15 protein-coding genes and 1 riboswitch are annotated in these 16,822 nt (G+C 36.9%); of the genes, 10 read left to right on the forward strand and 5 right to left on the reverse strand.

Annotated elements, in window-relative coordinates:
- The first annotated feature begins 139 nt into the window (after positions 1–139).
- The 10 genes from parE to ACQKNX_RS05540 all read left to right on the forward strand — a co-directional run bounded on the left by parE (position 140) and on the right by ACQKNX_RS05540 (position 11,754).
- On the forward strand, positions 140–2,116 hold the full coding sequence (parE, locus tag ACQKNX_RS05495) for a DNA topoisomerase IV subunit B (protein ID WP_427427949.1): 1,977 nt from the start codon (positions 140–142) through the stop codon (positions 2,114–2,116).
- Entirely contained in the window at positions 2,113–4,542 is a 2,430-nt protein-coding gene (gene parC, locus ACQKNX_RS05500; protein ID WP_427427950.1) for a DNA topoisomerase IV subunit A, read from the forward strand. The genes parE and parC overlap by 4 nt, the downstream gene beginning before the upstream one ends.
- A 390-nt stretch (positions 4,543–4,932) precedes the next feature.
- The gene (locus ACQKNX_RS05505) at positions 4,933–5,907 is read left to right on the forward strand and encodes an alpha/beta fold hydrolase (RefSeq protein ID WP_427427951.1); all 975 of its coding nucleotides are present in this window, start codon (positions 4,933–4,935) and stop codon (positions 5,905–5,907) included.
- 13 nt (positions 5,908–5,920) lie between these two features.
- Complete coding sequence (locus tag ACQKNX_RS05510; protein WP_427427952.1) at positions 5,921–6,589, forward strand: response regulator transcription factor; 669 nt, start codon at positions 5,921–5,923, stop codon at positions 6,587–6,589.
- Entirely contained in the window at positions 6,586–7,584 is a 999-nt protein-coding gene (locus ACQKNX_RS05515; protein ID WP_427427953.1) for a histidine kinase dimerization/phospho-acceptor domain-containing protein, read from the forward strand. The genes ACQKNX_RS05510 and ACQKNX_RS05515 overlap by 4 nt, the downstream gene beginning before the upstream one ends.
- 342 nt (positions 7,585–7,926) lie before the next feature.
- A riboswitch (TPP riboswitch) is annotated at positions 7,927–8,038 on the forward strand.
- Positions 8,039–8,231: 193 nt separating this feature from the next.
- A complete protein-coding gene (locus ACQKNX_RS05520; protein ID WP_427427954.1) occupies positions 8,232–9,227 on the forward strand; it encodes an ABC transporter substrate-binding protein in 996 nt (331 codons plus the stop codon).
- Complete coding sequence (locus tag ACQKNX_RS05525; RefSeq protein WP_340824680.1) at positions 9,228–9,521, forward strand: thiamine-binding protein; 294 nt, start codon at positions 9,228–9,230, stop codon at positions 9,519–9,521.
- Positions 9,518–10,291, forward strand: a complete 774-nt coding sequence (locus ACQKNX_RS05530; protein WP_427427955.1) for an ABC transporter permease — start codon at positions 9,518–9,520, stop codon at positions 10,289–10,291. Before ACQKNX_RS05525 ends, ACQKNX_RS05530 begins: the two co-directional genes overlap by 4 nt.
- Positions 10,266–11,015, forward strand: coding sequence for an ABC transporter ATP-binding protein (locus ACQKNX_RS05535; RefSeq protein ID WP_427427956.1), 750 nt, complete (start codon positions 10,266–10,268; stop codon positions 11,013–11,015). Before ACQKNX_RS05530 ends, ACQKNX_RS05535 begins: the two co-directional genes overlap by 26 nt.
- A complete protein-coding gene (locus tag ACQKNX_RS05540; protein WP_427427957.1) occupies positions 11,005–11,754 on the forward strand; it encodes a TatD family hydrolase in 750 nt (249 codons plus the stop codon). Before ACQKNX_RS05535 ends, ACQKNX_RS05540 begins: the two co-directional genes overlap by 11 nt.
- A 23-nt stretch (positions 11,755–11,777) precedes the next feature.
- Here the strand turns inward: ACQKNX_RS05540 and ACQKNX_RS05545 are convergent, their stop codons facing one another.
- From ACQKNX_RS05545 to ACQKNX_RS05565, 5 genes are all read right to left on the reverse strand, one after another.
- Positions 11,778–11,966: a hypothetical protein gene (locus ACQKNX_RS05545; RefSeq protein ID WP_340824676.1), complete on the reverse strand. Its 189-nt coding sequence runs from the start codon at positions 11,964–11,966 to the stop codon at positions 11,778–11,780.
- Between the two features lie 97 nt (positions 11,967–12,063).
- Entirely contained in the window at positions 12,064–13,608 is a 1,545-nt protein-coding gene (locus tag ACQKNX_RS05550) for a solute symporter family protein (RefSeq protein WP_427427958.1), read from the reverse strand.
- Positions 13,605–13,943 (reverse strand): DUF485 domain-containing protein, encoded by a 339-nt coding sequence (locus ACQKNX_RS05555; protein WP_427427959.1) that lies wholly within the window; start codon positions 13,941–13,943, stop codon positions 13,605–13,607. Before ACQKNX_RS05555 ends, ACQKNX_RS05550 begins: the two co-directional genes overlap by 4 nt.
- 459 nt (positions 13,944–14,402) lie before the next feature.
- The gene (locus tag ACQKNX_RS05560) at positions 14,403–15,956 is read right to left on the reverse strand and encodes a solute symporter family protein (RefSeq protein WP_427427960.1); all 1,554 of its coding nucleotides are present in this window, start codon (positions 15,954–15,956) and stop codon (positions 14,403–14,405) included.
- On the reverse strand, positions 15,957–16,292 hold the full coding sequence (locus ACQKNX_RS05565) for a DUF485 domain-containing protein (protein ID WP_427427961.1): 336 nt from the start codon (positions 16,290–16,292) through the stop codon (positions 15,957–15,959).
- Between the last annotated feature and the right edge of the window lie 530 nt (positions 16,293–16,822).

A 16,822-nucleotide genomic window follows, 5' to 3' on the forward strand; every position in this document is an offset into this window, starting at 1 on the left:
AACAAAATTCATAGAAGACATTACGCCATAGCGTAAACAAAAATATATATATCTGTCACTAGCTATTGACAGGAAATGCTATTATTATTAGGATGAGAACGTAATCAGAACATGCGTTTGTTTTTTGGAGGGGAATCTTTTGGCGAATAAACAGTCACCAAGCGTCTATAATGATGACGCCATTCAAGTATTAGAAGGATTAGAAGCGGTACGAAAGCGACCCGGCATGTATATCGGTTCCACAGACGGCAGAGGACTTCATCACCTTGTATATGAAATCGTGGATAATTCGGTGGATGAAGCACTAGCTGGCTTTGGTTCTCATATCATTGTCACTATTCATAAAGATCAGAGCTTAAGTGTTCGAGACTTTGGACGAGGGATGCCAACAGGTATGCATAAAATGGGCAAGCCTACCCCTGAAATTATTTTCACTGTATTACATGCAGGCGGTAAATTTGGGCAAGGCGGCTATAAAACGAGTGGTGGCTTACATGGTGTTGGTTCTTCCGTTGTCAATGCTTTATCGACATTTTTAGAAGTAACGATTCATCGTGATGGCAAAAAGTATAAGCAGCGTTTTGAAAATGGTGGACACCCTGCAACGACACTTGAAGAAATTGGTCAAACAAAACAAACAGGAACACTTGTCCATTTCCTACCAGACGACACGATCTTTTCAGTCACAAAATTCAATTATGATACGCTTGCAGAACGTTTACGTGAGTCTGCATTTTTATTAAAAGGATTAAAAATTGAGTTAATCGATCAACGCGAGGAAGGCAAAGGTGATGTTTTCTTTTATGAAAACGGCATTGAAGCTTTCGTTGCGTATTTGAATGAGGAAAAAGATGTTCTTCATCCTGTGAAATATGTAGAGGGTGAACAAGATGATATCGAGGTTGAATTTGCCTTCCAATTCAACGACGGTTATTCAGAAACGATTTTATCGTTTGTTAACAACGTTCGTACACGTGACGGTGGTACACATGAAACAGGTGCAAAATCTGCGTTGACGCGAGTTTTCAATGAATATGCACGTAAGATCGGTCTATTGAAAGATAAAGATAAAAATCTTGAAGGAACAGATATTCGTGAAGGTTTAGCGGCGATTATCTCTGTTCGTATTCCAGAGCATTTATTACAATTTGAGGGTCAAACGAAAGGTAAGCTTGGTACGAGTGAGGCGCGTTCTGCAGTAGATAGCGTTGTTTCAGAGCAGCTTTTATATGTTCTTGAAGAGAATGCGGAGCTATCAGCTTCCCTTGTTCGTAAAGCGATTCGTGCACAACAAGTTCGTGAAGCGGCGCGAAAAGCGCGTGAGGATGCTCGTAACGGGAAGAAAAACAAAAAAGGTAGTACGATTCTATCAGGAAAGCTAACACCTGCACAATCTCGTAATGCTGCAAGAAACGAATTATATCTAGTCGAAGGTGACTCTGCCGGTGGTTCTGCAAAACAAGGGCGAGATCGTACATTCCAGGCAATTTTACCGTTACGTGGTAAAGTCATCAATACAGAAAAAGCGAAGCTCCAAGATATTATGAAAAACGAGGAAATTTCAACGATTATTCATGCCATTGGTGCTGGGGTAGGAGCGGATTTCGCAGTAGAAGATTCTGCCTACGATAAAGTTGTCATTATGACCGATGCTGATACGGATGGCGCGCATATTCAGGTGTTACTATTAACGTTCTTCTATCGTTACATGCGTCCATTAATTGAGTCAGGTAAAGTATTTATCGCATTACCACCACTTTATAAAGTATCTAGAGGTGTTGGTAAAAAAGAGGTCATTGAGTATGCTTGGACCGAAAACGATTTACAAAAAGCCATTAAAAAGGTCGGAAAAGGCTATATCCTGCAACGCTATAAAGGTCTTGGTGAGATGAACGCAGATCAGCTGTGGGATACAACGATGAACCCTGACACACGTACTTTAATTCGTGTAACGATTGAGGATGGAGCACGTGCAGAGCGTCGTGTGACGACGTTAATGGGCGATAAAGTTGAGCCGCGCCGTAAATGGATCGAAGCAAATGTAGACTTCGGGATGGAGGATGATTCAAATATTTTAGACAATGAATTCATCCAACAAGAGGAGGACCAAGCATGAGTAGTACGGAAAAGTTTCAAGATTTACCTTTAGAAGAAGTAATGGGTGACCGTTTTGGTCGCTATAGTAAATATATAATTCAAGACCGAGCGTTGCCAGATGCGCGCGACGGTCTTAAACCTGTACAACGTCGTATTTTATTTGCAATGTATACAGAAGGAAATACGAATGAAAAACCGTTCCGTAAGTCTGCAAAAACAGTCGGGAATGTTATCGGTAACTACCATCCACATGGTGATAGTTCGGTATATGAAGCAATGGTGCGTATGAGTCAGGATTGGAAGGCTCGTCATATGTTGATTGAAATGCATGGTAATAATGGTTCCGTTGACGGTGACCCTCCAGCTGCAATGCGTTACACAGAAGCAAGATTGTCAGCAATTGCTGCTGAAATGCTACGTGATATAGGAAAAAAAACGGTGGAGTTTGTGCCGAACTTTGATGATCAGGATATGGAACCAACTGTATTACCTGCTCGCTTCCCAAATTTGCTTGTAAACGGCTCGACAGGGATTTCTGCTGGTTATGCGACGGATATTCCACCTCACGCGCTTAATGAGGTGTTAGATGCGGTTTTAATGCGTTTAGATCAACCGAATGCTACTGTTGATGATCTCATGACAGTTATTAAAGGCCCTGACTTCCCAACAGGAGGGATTATCCAAGGTGTAGATGGCATTAAAAAAGCTTATGAAACAGGGCGCGGCAAAATTATTGTGCGTGCTCAAGCAACCATTGAACCATTAAAAGGCGGAAAAGAGCAAATCGTTATTACGGAATTACCGTATGATGTTAATAAGGCGAATCTTGTTAAGAAAATTGATGAACAACGTGTCGATAAACGACTTGAAGGCATTGCGGAAATCCGTGATGAATCCGATCGTACAGGATTACGCGTAGTAGTTGAGCTGAAAAAAGATGTGCCAGGACAAGGGATTTTAAATTACTTATTCAAAACTACTGATTTGCAAGTAGCCTACAATTTTAATATGATTGCTATCCATAACCGTCGTCCTACAATGATGACCTTGCCACTGCTACTTGATGCGTACATAGCCCATCAAAAGGAAGTGGTGACAAACCGCTCGATTTATGATTTGCAAAAGGCGAAAGACCGTTCGCATATTGTAGATGGTTTGATTAAAGCACTTTCTATTTTAGATGAAGTGATTGCGACGATTCGTTCATCGAATGATAAACGTGATGCGAAAACAAATTTACAGGTGAAATATGACTTTACTGAAGTTCAATCTGAGGCCATTGTGAGCTTACAATTATACCGTTTAACAAATACGGATATTACAGAGCTACGTCATGAACAAGATGAATTAAATGCACTAATTGCAAAGCTAGAAGGTATTTTGCATAGTGAGGCTAAACTTATTCGTGTCATAAAACAAGAATTGCTCGACATTAAAAAACGTTTTTCTGAGCCACGTCGTTCGAAAATCGAACAAGAAATTGAGGAAATTAAAATTACGCTAGATGTTCTTGTGCCAAGTGAAGAAGTTGTGGTTACAGTGACAAAAGATGGCTATATTAAGCGTACATCTACTCGTTCTCACGCAGCGTCCAATGGGCAAGATTTTGCGATGAAAGATTCGGATTATTTATTGTATGAGGCAACGTTAAATACACAGCATCATGTACTGCTGTTCACTAATCGTGGAAATTATATATATCAGCCTGTGCATGAATTGCCGGATATTCGTTGGAAGGATCTTGGTCAGCATATATCAAGTATTGTGCCAACAGGTGAAGAAGAAACCATTATTGCTGTTTATGGTTTTGACTCGTTTGAACAGCCGAACACATATATTTTCACGGCTACAAAAGAAGGGCAAATCAAACGTTCACCATTAGCTGATTATGCCGTTACACGTTATTCTAAACCGATTAAAACGATGAATGTGAAATCGGGTGATGAAATGATACTTGCGGACATTGTATCAGATGATGCCGAATTATTATTAATCACAGATACTGCATATGCTATTCGCTTCCCGATTGAAGAGCTGCCTGTCACTGGCGTTAAAACTGGTGGTGTGAAAGGTATTACATTAAAAGATGGGGAAGCACTGGTTGGTGTCACAATATTAAAACCGTCTGACACGGAGTATGTTGTCATTGTTACACAACGTGGTGCCGTGAAAAAGATGAATGTCGCAGAAGTCGATATAGCGAGCCGCGCAAAACGCGGGTTAAAAGTGTTAACAGAATTAAAAGCGAATCCACACCGAATTGTTGCGGTGGTAAAGGCTAGTGATGAGGAACAGGTTATTGTTGAAACGGATAAGGGCGTACAAGAAATCATTGATGTTAAAGCGTTAACTCGCGCTGATCGTCATTCAAACGGCTCCTTTAAAGTCGATATCGCTACCGATGGTGCCATTTCTCATGTAGTTAAAACGAAAAAAGAAGAATAACAAACTACTTTGCCCATGTTCATTCAAAGAACGTGGGCTTTATTTGATATGGGCTGTATTTTCAATAAGTGTTGCAGTTAAAAACGGCACAATTAATTTGCACGCTTTTTTATTCAAACGGTCAAATTAATTGAATAAAAACATAAAACTAAAATTGGATACTTATGTTAAAGTTAAGTAGAAGAAGAGAAGATATATATTTAAACTAACAGTTATAAAGCGCTCCTAGGAAAGTCACGAATCATTGATTTAAAAGCATTCGTGTCTTTTTAATGTGTGTACAAACTTTAGTACAGTGGCTGTTAACTTCTAAAAAATTATCAAAAGTTTATAAGAATTATATTTTTCTACTTTAACCTTGTATTAATAATTGAAAGGGGGAAGTAGAAAATGAAAAAAATGATAAAGTGGTTTTTGATAAGCTTCTTCACAATATTGATTGTGCTTATCGGCTCTGTATTTAGCTTCCATAAGTTCAAAGAGAATAAAGAGACATCGTTATTAGAGAATAATACGGGCAAGTTAATCGATTTTAACGGGAAGAAGATAAATATTTACTCTGAAGGTCAAGACGGAGAGACATTTGTATTCATGGCTGGCTCAGCAGTAGCAGCACCTATGTATGAATTAAAAAGCTTGTATCGTCATTTCTCAAAAGAAAATAAAATTGCCGTTGTGGAAAGAGCAGGATATGGGTATAGTGATGAATTTAACGACGATCGAGATATAGATGTAATATTAGAACAAACTAGGGAGGCACTAATTAAAAGCGGCAATAACCCCCCTTATATTTTAGTACCACATTCTATTTCAGGAATCGAAGCTATTTACTGGGCGCAGAAATATCCGAAAGAAGTTAAAGCGATTGTGGCTTTAGATATCGGTTTACCTTCTCAATATATAAAACATCCTGTAGGTTTCGTAGAAAAGACTTTTATGAAGGCAGGAACTATATTAAGTGCATTAGGATTCCAAAGAGTGTTTCCGATTTTAGCCTATAACGAAGCCGTCTTAGAGAAAGATTTTCTGACTTCAAAAGAAAAAAGTATATTTAAGGCGATTTCAAATAAACAAGGAATCAACAATGATATGGAACAAGAAATGCTACATTCCGTAACTAATAGCAAAAAGTCGACCGCTTTACCTATTCCAAAAACAACACCTATTTTATTTATTGATGCTTACCTTGATAAAAATTCTGAAGCGGCGAAAGCATCACTAAAAGACTATCAGGATTTTGCAAAGAAGTTAGACGTTTCAAATGTTATTCAAATAAAAAGCAAGCATAGTATTTACTTGTACTATCCAACTGAAATCTATGAAGAAACACAAAAGTTCTTGCAAGAGAAGGTTGAAAAAAAGTGAGGAATATACGAAAATGTTGTTTTCAATTTTACTTGTAGAAGATGATGAAATGATTGGAAGTTTATTGGAGAATATACTTCAAAAAGAAGGTTATAAAGTAATCTGGTTAAAAGACGGTGCTTCTTTATATACCGTTATTATGCAAGTGGACATTGTCATTATGGATATTATGCTACCAGGCGAGGACGGGTATCAGATTTCAATGCGAATTAATCAGTTAGGGCATAATATTCCTATCATATTTTTAACGGCTAGAAGTGATATTGATAGTAAATTAAGAGGGCTTGAAATTGGAGAAGATTACATGGTGAAGCCATTTGATCCGAGGGAATTATTAATACGAATAAAGAATAGATTAGCAGCTTCTTACGGAATTCACAAACAAATACAGCATTTATCCATAGATGTTACTCATAAGCGTGTCATAAATAATCAAAATAATAAAGAAGTCGAATTTACAGCCATTGAAAAGAAAATATTCTTTTACCTCTATGAAAACGCAGATTTTATTTTATCTAAAGAACAATTCATTGATTACCTTTGGCAGCTAGAAGATCGTAATCCCAATTTAATTAATGTGTATATTAAAAAGCTCCGCAACAAGATTGCCGATACAGATGGTGTGATTATTCAAAATGTATATGGAGAAGGGTATCGTATGAATACCCGTGTCAAACAATGAAACTAAAAAAGAAATATCAACTATTGCTATTATCGGTTATATTCAGTGTTCCTCTTTCTATTGTAGTGATTAATGTTATTGTAACGGTAATTTACAATTATTTTTCAAATGAGACAGAAACCCAGTTTTTTGAGTCAAAAGCCTATCCAATAATGCTAGGTTTATTTATCGTCAGTTTTTTTACTTTGGCTATTTTATTCTCCAAATCTATTAATTCATTAATTAAACGAATAAATGAATTAAACCAAACCATTATGGAGTTGGCGAGTAATGACAAGAAGAGACTTCAAAAGATTTCTTACTCTAGAAATGATGAATTAGGGGATTTAACCAATGCAGTAAACCTTCTCATTGACCGTACGATATCGAAGGAAATTGAAATAATGCAACAAGAGCAAATGAAACTAGAACTTTTAACGCAGTTGCGCCATGATATTAATACGCCTTTAACAGCTATGCGCTTACAACTTTACACAATCGAAAATGATTTTTCACAACATCAGGATATTTTCAATTCTCTAAACGAACAAATAAACTATATTTCAAAATTATCCAATGAATATGACTTTGAGCGCTTATCTCGTGTTGATAATTCCTATATAATCATGGAAAAAGTAGACGTTCCAAAACTTATCAATACCATCATTTTAAAGTGGAATTTTTTATATAAAGTCAATCAAATCTCTATTGTGTTAAACGATTCCTCAACGAAATTCCATTGGAAGAGTAATGAAATTTGGTTGCACAGATTATTTGATAATATCTTCCAAAATATTTTGCGTCATGCAGCATGCGATACATTGGAAATCACTTTGCAAAAAAACTTAATTATATTTAAAGATAATGGGGTTGGGTTTAATGTGGAGGAAAAGGGTACTGGCCTACAAATCATCGAAGATATTTGCCGAATGCTTGAACTACAGAGTACAATCCAATCTAACGAAAAAGGTACTCAAGTTACCATAAGTTATGCGCAACATTCAAACTTTTTGTAATGGCAACACCACCAAATTGAAAGCCTCCCAAAATTGTATCTGAGATCAACTTTATGTTTAACGTGGTAAATGCATAAATCATATAAGAATTGGGGGGAGTACATGGATTCGGGTTCTTTTGTTTACACATTTTTCGATTGTTTTTTCGGAAGCGATATTTGTCCCAAAATACCATACAGCATAGCCTGCTACTCCAAACTCCATGCTTAAAACCTTTTCTATTTGCAAAAGTCATGTCGCAGATTATAGTCCAGTAAAAGCTCATTTTTTTCAATTATGAAAATTACTAGCTTGTCATTTTACGATAGATATGGGTATAATAATCAACGAAAAGTTCATAAGTTAAGAATGTAGGGGGGCTGGAAGTTGCCAGCTGAGATTGCGTCCATTTAGATGCTGACCCTTTGAACCTGATTTGGCTCGTACCAGCGTAGGGAACATCTATTCAAAAATATTCGTATACTATTTTTTGATACCGTTTGCAAACGTCTGGGATAATTCCTAGGCGTTTTTTGTTTAGGATTCATTATTCCGTCTAAAACTAGTTGTAACCTATTAGAAGCGATGCAAATGGCCTGAGAATACCTTTTCTGGTGAAAACATTCAATCGTGAACACTTTCAAACTACTAGACTTGGAGGACACAGCATGAAAAAGTGGTTTTTCGTTCTTGTTGCTGCATTATTAACATTAGTTGGTTGTAGCGAAAAAGAGAACAAAGAGGAAACAAGCACATTGGAAAAGGTATCCGTTGTACTGGACTGGACACCTAATACGAATCATACAGGACTTTATGTTGCGAAAAAACTCGGCTACTTTGAGGAGCAAGGTTTAGACGTAGACATAATATTACCTGGTGATGCTGGTGCAGATCAACTTGTTGCATCGGGCAAAACACAGTTTGGCGTAAGCTATCAGGAAGGCATTACCCAAGCACGTGTACAAGGTGTACCGCTTGTATCGATTGCCGCAATTATTCAGCATAATACATCTGGCTTTGCATCAGATGCTTCAAAAGGCATTACGTCACCAAAAGATTATGAAGGAAAAACGTATGGTGGCTGGGGTTCCCCAGTTGAGCAAGCTGTTTTACAATCACTTATGCAAAAAGAACAGGCTGATATAAAGAAATTAGATATCGTGAATGCTGGAGATTTAGACTTTTTCACAATGATGCAGAAGGATATAGATTTTGCATGGATCTATTATGCTTGGACAGGTATTGAGGCGGAGCTTCGTGGAGAAAAATTAAATATGCAGTATTTAACAGACTATAGTGAGCAACTCGATTATTATACACCTGTACTTGCAACGAATGAAAAGATGATTAAGGATAATCCTGATGTGGTGAAGGCATTTGTTGCTGCTACTACAAAAGGTTATGAGTATGCAATTGAGCATCCTAGTGAAGCAGCTGATATATTGCTTGAAGCGGTACCTGACTTAGAAAAAGCACTTGTCCATAAAAGTCAGGAATGGTTAGCAAACAAATATCAAGATGATGCAGCGCAATGGGGCGAACAAAAATTAGCAGTTTGGGAAAACTATGCGGACTGGATGACAAAGAACAACGTTTTAGAAGGCGAATTTCATGCAGAGCAAGCATTTACAAATGATTTCTTACCAGAGAAAGGGGCAAAATAAATGGCTAATTCATTAATTAGTGTACAAATTATACCTAAAACAGAAAAATACGAGGATGTGATTCCATTCGTTGATGCGGCGATTGCGATTATCGATGCTTCAGGTGTGCGCTATGAAGTGCAGCCACTAGAAACGACAATGGAAGGTGAACTATCTACCTTACTCCAAATTATTGAAGAAATGAATAAAAAAATGATTGAATTGGGTGCTATTAATGTTATTACGCAAGTGAAAATTTTATATCAGCCAACTGGTATTACAATGGGGACGTTAACGGAGAAATATCGAGGATGAAACAAGTAGTAACGAAAGGAAGGTCGATTATTTTTATCGCCTTCCTGTTAGTTATGTGGGAAGTCATTATCCGTTTGGCTGATATCCCACATTGGCTATTACCAGCACCGAGTGCCATCGTTACGGAGGGTGTTCACTCTTATCAAATGTTCATGCCCCATGTGTTCGCTACTATACAGCTAGCGGTGCTTGGCCTTGCTATTGGTATATTTTTCGGCCTGAGTGTTGCGATATTATTACACCGTTCAGCGACGGTACGAGCATTTGTGTATCCGATTTTAATTGTGTCACAAAATGTGCCTGTGCTTGTCCTTGCACCTTTATTAATTATTTGGTTTGGTTTCGGGCTGTTACCGAAGCTGATTATTATTTGTCTCGTTTGTTTTTTTCCTATCGTTATTGCGGCAATGGATGGATTTCGTCAAACGTCATCTGAGCTTAAGCATTATATTGCAATGATAGGTGCTACAAAAGGGCAAACATTTTGGAAATTAGAATGGCCATTTGCCTATCCTTCTATATTTTCTGGTATTAAAATCGCAGCCACTTATAGTGTGATGGGGGCTGTCATCGCGGAATGGCTTGGTGCGAAAAAGGGAATTGGTGTCTATATGACACTTGCTCAATCATCGTTTCGTACGGATCGTGTATTTGTGGCGATATTTGCGATAGTTTTGTTAAGTTTGTTGTTATTTAGTGTTATCCGCTTTGTTGAAAAGCTTGTTGTAAAGGGGAGGGGATCACATGCTGAACATTCAAGACATATCTAAATCCTTTGGCTCGCTTGAAGTAGTTAAAAACTTATCCTTTACGGTAAAGGAAGGCGAATTTGTGGCAATCATAGGTCCCTCCGGTAGTGGTAAAAGCACTCTCTTTCAATTAATAGGAGGTATAACGCCTTTGAATCATGGTGCTATTTTGTTAAATGGAGAAGACATTCAGCAAAAGACAGGCACTATTGGCTACATGCCACAGCAACCTTGCTTATTACCGTGGCGGACAATTTTGGAAAATGTCACAATTGTAGAAGAATTGCAGCATCGACCTAATATAGAACTTGCGAGAAAATGGCTAGTAAAGGTTGGCCTATCGTCTTTTGAAAATGCTTATCCTCATGCTTTATCAGGAGGCATGCAACAACGTGTATCATTTCTACGAGCTATCGTTAGTGAGAAACCAATTTTATGTCTAGATGAGCCGTTTTCAGCGCTAGATGAGTTTACAAGATTAGAAATGCAAGCATGGTTGTTATCCATTTGGGAGGAACATAAAAAATCAATCCTGTTTGTTACACATAGTATCGAAGAGGCGTTATTTTTAGCAGATCGCATTATTGTATTAACAAAACGTCCGGCTACTATCAAGGAGGAGATAATTGTTCCATTTGCACGACCACGATCCGAGGAAATTCGCCATTGTGCACAGTTTACACAATTAAAACAGCAACTTTTCCATTACTTAAAAGAAGAAAAGGACGATGCATATGTTGATTGATGCACATATTCATTTAGATCAGTATAAGGAAGAAGAAGTGCCTCTGCTACTTGAAGAAGCACAATATGTCATTGCGGTGAGTACGGACTTGCAATCTAGTCAGAAAACGCTGAAGTTAACGAAATCATACGATAAGGTAAAGGCAGCCTATGGTTTTCATCCTGAACAAACTTTACCTAGTGACGAGGACAGACAAGCTTTATTTGATTGGATACGGCTTCATGCTAATGAGATGATTGCCGTTGGAGAGGTCGGGTTACCTTATTATCGCAGACAAGCTCAGAACATTGATGAGCAAGGTTATATACATTTATTAGAACAATTTATTAAGTTGGCTAAAGAGCTTCACAAACCGATTGTGTTACATGCTGTTTATGAGGACGCTTTAATCGCATGTGATTTACTTGAGCAACATGGTGTGAAGAAAGCACATTTTCATTGGTTTAAGGGAAGTGAAGAGGCGATTGTGCGCATGATACATAATGGCTATTATATTTCAATTACACCTGATTGTGTTTATGAAGCGGAAATTCAAGCATTGATTGAAAGCTATCCATTGGAACTCATGATGGTTGAAACGGATGGTCCTTGGCCATTTGAGGGACCTTTTGACAAAGCTCGCACTTCGCCGTATATGATGTCTAAAACCATTGAAGTTATTGCAACTATTAAAGGCTTAACAGCACAAGAAGCGGCAAAAATTGTAACACGAAATACGAAGATATTTTATAATTTATAAAGATACGACAAAAGCAGCCACATCTAGTACGACGAATCGTCTACATGTGGCTGTTTCCTATGCTTTGTCCTATTTTGTTCTAATGTTGCACGCTTCGTTTTTGTAACGCGCTCATGTGTACTGAAAGGGGAAGTTTGACGCTTTTTCTCAACGTCTTTACCTTGTGTACGTTTTAAATGCAAACGCTTCTTTTTAGCCTTAGATTGTGCCATGATAATACCTCCATATAATATTACCAATATATTACCGAAAAAGGAGAGAAAAGTAAAACCTCGTAAGCACATGCCTACGAGGTTTTTAGTCATAATATTAGTGAGATACGTCTTGTACAGAAATACCAGTGTTTGCTTTAACGTCAACTTCACGGTATTTTGCATCATCAGTTTCTTTAGAAAGTAATGTTCCGATGAATCCACCAAGGAAACCAAGTGGCACAGAGATTATTGCAGGGTTCGTTAACATAATTAACGGTTCACCAACGAAGATTGCTTTTCCTTCAACTGGATTCCAAAGGTTTGGAGAAACAGCTACAAGAACTAAAGCAGAAATTAAACCTGTTAACATTGCTGTCACTGCACCAGTAGTATTAAAGCGTTTCCAATAAATTGTATAGATAATTACTGGTAAGTTAGCAGAACCTGCAATACAGAATGCTAGTGATACTAAGAACGCAACGTTTAATGTTTGCGCACCAAGTGCAAGAAGGATAGATATTATAGAGATAGTAATAGAACCGATACGAGCAGCAAGTACTTGCTCTTTTTCGGTAATTTTACCTTTTTTAATGATTTGGCCATAAATATCATGTGATAGGGCAGATGCACCAGAGAGTACAAGACCTGCTACTACCGCTAAGATTGTTGCAAATGCTACCGCACAAACGAATGAGAACAGAATGTCTCCGCCAAGTGCTTCTGCAAGAAGTGGAGCAGCCATGTTACCAGCCGCGTTAGCAGCAATAATTTTTTCTTTACCAACGAATGCTGCTGCACCGAATCCTAAGAAGATTGTTAATACATAGAAAATACCTACAATCCAAGTAGCCCAAATTACTGAAGAACGAGCAGTTTTTGCGTCTTTTACTGTAAAGAAACGCATTAAGATATGTGGAAGACCCGCAGTACCTAATACAAGTGCAATTAACATTGAAATTGTATCAATACCGTTTGTATATTTAAGACCAGGATTTAAGTATGCTGCACCGCTTTCAGTTGCAGTAGTCATTTCTGTGAACATTGTTGAAAGACTGAAGCCAAACTCTTTTAACACTAAGAATGAAATAATGATTGTACCTAACATTAATAGACAAGCTTTAATAATTTGTACCCATGAAGTTGCAGTCATACCACCGAATAATACGTAAGTTGTCATCATAACACCTACGATTAATACTGCAACCCAATAGTCGATTCCTAGAAGTAATTGAATAAGTGCGCCTGCACCAACTAGTTGTGCAATCATGTAGAATAAAACAATTGTAATTGTACTTAATGCTGCTGTACCACGAACTTTTGAACTGTTAAAACGTGCTGTAATCATGTCAGCTAATGTGAATTTACCAAGGTTACGTAATGGCTCAGCTACAATATAAAGAACCACTAAGTAAGCTACTAAATAACCGATAGAGAAGAAGAATCCATCAAATCCGAATAATGCAACGGCACCAGCGATACCTAGGAAAGAAGCTGCTGATAAGTAGTCACCAGCAATAGCTAGTCCATTTTGCCAGCCAGTTAAGCCACCACCTGCAGTGTAAAAATCAGTCGCAGACGAAGTACGTTTAGATGCCCACCATGTAATAATTAATGTAAGACCAACGATTGCTACGAAGAAGAATATTGCTATAGGGCTCATAGGCGGCCACCTCCGTTTTCGTATTCAGCGATTATTGCTTTTGCTTCTTTGTCATAGCTATTTGCTTTCGCAACATATAGGTGACATAAGCTCCAAGTCATAATGAATAATCCTGCTGCGTAAATCCATACCCAAGTAACTTCCCCAAAAGCTTTTTGGTGTAGGATTGTTGTGTAAGATGTAAGAATTGGTAGCATCATGTAAGCTGCTAAGAAGAATACAGTGATTGACCAAAGAAATGCGTTCTTCTTTTTTACAAGTGCTTTAAACGATTCTTGTTTTGCAATTGCATCATAATCAATTACAATGCTTTTGCTTGCTTGATTGTTCGCCATAAACATTCCCCATTTTGTGTTTATTTTTACTGCTTAAATACTGAATTTTGCTACTTTTGTGAATTCACATCTTAATTTTATGAGACAGTTCACAAAATTGCAATACATTTCAGAAAAATTATGGAAAAAAAATTTCTGTAAAAATAGTCTTGAAACAGAAAATACATGACAAAGCCTAGAAATTAAAGGGTTTTAGAATATTCAGATAAATTAGCGAGGTATGGATATTACTAGCTTCTTGACAAAAATAAGGATGTAATAACCGAGAAAAAATGCGTTTTTTCCAGAAAAAATAAACACTATTTCTCTAGTGGAAAATGGATATTTTCTTAAATTTGGAAAATAAATAGTATTGTTCAATAAGTAATATGTTTGAATTTTTATAGTAAAAAATAAAAAAACCCGACCGAAGTCGAGTCCTTTTATTAATAATTAATGTTAGATTACGATATAAATCTGTTAATGAGAAATATCTGAAACTGATACACCTGTATTCGCTTTCACTCGAATCTCTTTGTAAATACGATCTGCTTCGGCTTGAGACACTTTGCTTGCAGAAAGAACGGAACCTAAGTAACCGGCAATAAAGCCTAGTGGAATCGTAATAATTGCAGGAACTGCTAGTGGCACTAAAGGATTCCCAACAAAGAGTGCAGCACCTTCTATTGGGCTCCAAACGTTCGGACCCATTGCGCCTAAAACTAAGCAGGAAACTAAACCTGTTACCATTGCAGAAACAGCACCAGTTGAATTGAACTTTTTCCAGTAAATTGTGTATAAAATAACTGGTAGATTAGCAGATGCTCCGATACAGAATGCGAAAGATACTAAGAACGAAACATTTAAGCTTTGAGCAAATAATGCAAGAATAATAGAAACAATGGCAATAGAAATAGAGCCTGTACGAGCAGCTACAACCTGTTGTTTCTCAGTTAATTTACCGTTTTTAATAATCTCTCCATATATATCATGAGAAATAGCAGATGCACCAGTTAATACTAAACCAGAGACTACCGCTAAAATTGTTGCAAAAGCGACAGCGCAGATGAATGACATTAATACATCACCACCAAGGAATTCAGCTAATAGTGGTGCAGCAGTATTACCAGCCATGCTTTCTGCGATGATTTTATCAAGACCTACAAAGTGCATTGCACCAAAGCCTAAGAAAATTGTTAACGAGAAGAAAATAGCTGTAATCCAAGTTGTCCAAGAAATAGAAGAACGAGCTGTTTTCGCATCTTTCACAGTAAAGAAGCGCATTAATATATGTGGCAAACCTGATGTACCTAAGACAAGTGCCATCATCATCGATACAGAGTCAATTGAGCTAGAGTATTTCATACCTGGTACTAAAAATTTATCGCCATGATCGGCAGAAATCGTATCAAACATTTTTACTAATGAGAAATCAAATTTCATTAGTACGAGCGTAGCCAATAGACCTGTCCCAAATAGTAAAAGTCCAGCTTTAATAATTTGTACCCAAGAAGTCGCCGTCATACCACCAAACAATACATAAGTGGTCATCATAACTCCTACAATTAACACCGCAACCCAGTACTCAATACCAAATAATAATTTAATAAGTGCTCCAGCACCAACTAATTGCGCAATCATATAGAGAATAACGATAATAATTGTTCCAGTAGCAGCTACACCACGAATACGCTTTTCATTAAAGCGAGCCGTTAACATATCTGCCAGCGTATAGCGTCCTAGATTACGCATTGGTTCAGCAATTACATATAATAGAACTAAATTTGCAACGACATAACCTACAGAGAAGAAGAAGCCATCAAAACCAGTTAATGCAATAGCACCAGAAACTCCTAGAAATGCTGCTGCTGATAAGTAATCACCGGCAATTGCAAAACCATTTTGCCAACCTTTCAGACCACCACCTGCTGTATAGAAATCGCTTGCAGAAGAAGTGCGTTTTGCTGCAATATACGTAACGATTAATGTTAAACCTACGATTCCTAAAAAGAAACCTACTGATACTAAATTCATTTATTTTCCACCTTTCGCTTGATACTCTGCAAGAACTGCAGCAGCAGCTTTATCGAATGAAGCAGCTTTTTTTACATATACTGTACAAAGAATAATGGTCATGATGAAAAGTCCTGCTGAGTAAATCCAAACGCCCGTTATACTGCCAATAATTTTTTGTTGTAGTACAGGCTGAAAAGCAAGGATAGGCAATAGAATATAAAGTAATAAAAACCCTGCTGTAATCGAGAAAAGGAAGGTATTTTTCTTTTTCACGAAAATGTTGAACGATTCCATAGCTTCAATTGCATTATAGTCAACTGATTGCACGTTTTTGTTCCCAGTAATGTTAGCCATTATTATTCCCCCTAAAGTTATATATTTCTGTTTTAAACGACATATTTCTCTGTTAATCGTCGTTATATTCACTTATTTTATGAGGTATAATCCTATAATGCAATACTAAATTTTTAGTTTTTTAAATTTTTAGTTAAATTTAGATAGCCGAAATAATGTAGAAATAATAAGGATTTAATAGAAATTATCTGTAAGAAAGAGAACGTATTTTAGTTGTAAAATAGTATTTCTGAAATAGCATATTGATAATAATATTGAATGTAGGAGAAAAAATGAACGCAAAAGAGAAATTTAATGTTATTCTTATTTTTGTATAAAATGTAAGTAATAAAAGAATGGCAAAAAAACATTGTTATATAACAATACAATACCGTATTGGGAAATAAGAAAATTAGTAAAAAAATGTTGTGAATTTTTTTTGAAAATTTTTTGAATAAAAGGAGTGGAATGAGCCTTAGAATACCAAAAACATACAGTTTAAGGGCAAATGACATAATGAAGGAAATGATTCAAGTTCATTATCTTGTATT

Source organism: Lysinibacillus sp. NPDC093712, from assembly GCF_050280025.1.
Taxonomy (GTDB): domain Bacteria; phylum Bacillota; class Bacilli; order Bacillales_A; family Planococcaceae; genus Lysinibacillus.

Bases quoted from the DNA above. Each gene is read 5' to 3' on its own strand.
- ACQKNX_RS05545 (WP_340824676.1), bottom strand. From the start codon at position 11,966: ATGGCACAATCTAAGGCTAAAAAGAAGCGTTTGCATTTAAAACGTACA.
- ACQKNX_RS05555 (WP_427427959.1), bottom strand. From the start codon at position 13,943: ATGGCGAACAATCAAGCAAGCAAAAGCATTGTAATTGATTATGATGCA.
- ACQKNX_RS05550 (WP_427427958.1), bottom strand. From the start codon at position 13,608: ATGAGCCCTATAGCAATATTCTTCTTCGTAGCAATCGTTGGTCTTACA.
- ACQKNX_RS05535 (WP_427427956.1), top strand. From the start codon at position 10,266: ATGCTGAACATTCAAGACATATCTAAATCCTTTGGCTCGCTTGAAGTA.
- ACQKNX_RS05515 (WP_427427953.1), top strand. From the start codon at position 6,586: ATGAAACTAAAAAAGAAATATCAACTATTGCTATTATCGGTTATATTC.
- ACQKNX_RS05520 (WP_427427954.1), top strand. From the start codon at position 8,232: ATGAAAAAGTGGTTTTTCGTTCTTGTTGCTGCATTATTAACATTAGTT.
- parC (WP_427427950.1), top strand. From the start codon at position 2,113: ATGAGTAGTACGGAAAAGTTTCAAGATTTACCTTTAGAAGAAGTAATG.
- ACQKNX_RS05525 (WP_340824680.1), top strand. From the start codon at position 9,228: ATGGCTAATTCATTAATTAGTGTACAAATTATACCTAAAACAGAAAAA.
- ACQKNX_RS05505 (WP_427427951.1), top strand. From the start codon at position 4,933: ATGAAAAAAATGATAAAGTGGTTTTTGATAAGCTTCTTCACAATATTG.
- ACQKNX_RS05540 (WP_427427957.1), top strand. From the start codon at position 11,005: ATGTTGATTGATGCACATATTCATTTAGATCAGTATAAGGAAGAAGAA.
- ACQKNX_RS05565 (WP_427427961.1), bottom strand. From the start codon at position 16,292: ATGGCTAACATTACTGGGAACAAAAACGTGCAATCAGTTGACTATAAT.
- ACQKNX_RS05560 (WP_427427960.1), bottom strand. From the start codon at position 15,956: ATGAATTTAGTATCAGTAGGTTTCTTTTTAGGAATCGTAGGTTTAACA.
- ACQKNX_RS05530 (WP_427427955.1), top strand. From the start codon at position 9,518: ATGAAACAAGTAGTAACGAAAGGAAGGTCGATTATTTTTATCGCCTTC.
- ACQKNX_RS05510 (WP_427427952.1), top strand. From the start codon at position 5,921: ATGTTGTTTTCAATTTTACTTGTAGAAGATGATGAAATGATTGGAAGT.